The organism is Nonomuraea zeae, from assembly GCF_005889725.1.
Taxonomy (GTDB): Bacteria; Actinomycetota; Actinomycetes; order Streptosporangiales; family Streptosporangiaceae; genus Nonomuraea; species Nonomuraea zeae.
This window is the reverse complement of record NZ_VCKX01000695.1, coordinates 1-1,048: the sequence shown is the minus strand read 5'-3', so window position 1 is coordinate 1,048 and position 1,048 is coordinate 1. Positions and strand designations below refer to the sequence as shown.

The window sequence follows — 1,048 nt, the reverse complement described above, 5'->3', positions numbered from 1 at the left end:
CGCAGACGCCTGACCAGGCACAACCCCCACGCCTAGTGACACGCCGCATCAGCACGCCCGCAAGCGTTTCCCCAGCTCAGACCCCAGATCTATGTGTCTTTCCTGCTACACATCTGCGGAACGCGGGTGACGGTGGTGGCGCGCTGGTAGCGGGCGCGGCCGAGGAAGGCGTCCACCTCGGCTTCGACGGCGGTCTGGATGATCAGGCGGGCGCCGAGCCGGGCGACGTCCTCGATGACCTCGACCAGGTCACGGCCGTCGGTGAACAGGGCGTCGATCTCGGCGCGGATGGCCTGAACGGGCGGTAGTGTGCGTGCCACGAGCGTAGGTCCTTGCGTAGTGCGAACTTTGGACGGTTCAGCACGGCAACCTACGCTCGTTCACATTTACACCGCATCTCGGACGCGACCAGGACTCTGGGGCACCTTTGTGACGACGAAGGTTAAGGCGACGCATCGAGAATGACGTCAGTTCAAGCCTTCCAGCCGCAGGATCCACTCCTGTAGAGCCGTGTGGACCTGGTCTGCGTCATAACCTCTGATCACTATGTCAAAAAGCCCTTGGTCCATCTCCGCGCGCAAATCATCCGCTGTCATCTCACCAGAGCCGGCCAGTGACCGCTCAATGCGTTCTTCCAGTTCGTCGACCTGTCGTCTGCTGTAACCGCGGATTCGAACCTTGAAATCTGCCATATGCGGATCATGGCAGACAGACTGGTAACAAGACGGAGATTCCTACTTTCGTGCGTCGTCCTTCAAGCCGCTAGGAATTACCTGGCTAGCGGCGTCGCTTCGTCCAAGTCCTCTCGAAGCTCGGCTCGTAGGTGTCGACCATGTCTCCACCCGCTACCCGTCGCAGATGGAGAACGGGGGTCGCCAACAGGCTGGCCGTACGCCTGCGTGTTAACCAGAAGGTGAGTGCCTGTCAATCCCCTGGAATGGAATCGTGGAGACGGTCTATGCCACAGCGGTCCTCAGCAGGGCCGATGAGGCTTGTCTCTTCTCGATCATGTGACGTTCGAATGTGACGGGCGGCAGGCCGTCATTGG

At 60.6% G+C, this 1,048-nt stretch carries 1 protein-coding gene and 1 pseudogene; both read right to left on the bottom strand.

Annotated elements, in window-relative coordinates; genetic code table 11:
• Positions 1–131: 131 nt before the first annotated feature.
• Positions 132–320 (bottom strand): annotated as a pseudogene (locus tag ETD85_RS62440) (IS256 family transposase); the annotation flags it as partial.
• A gap of 147 nt (positions 321–467) precedes the next feature.
• Positions 468–692, bottom strand: a complete 225-nt coding sequence (locus ETD85_RS62435) for a hypothetical protein (protein WP_138699115.1) — start codon at positions 690–692, stop codon at positions 468–470.
• Positions 693–1,048: the final 356 nt, after the last annotated feature.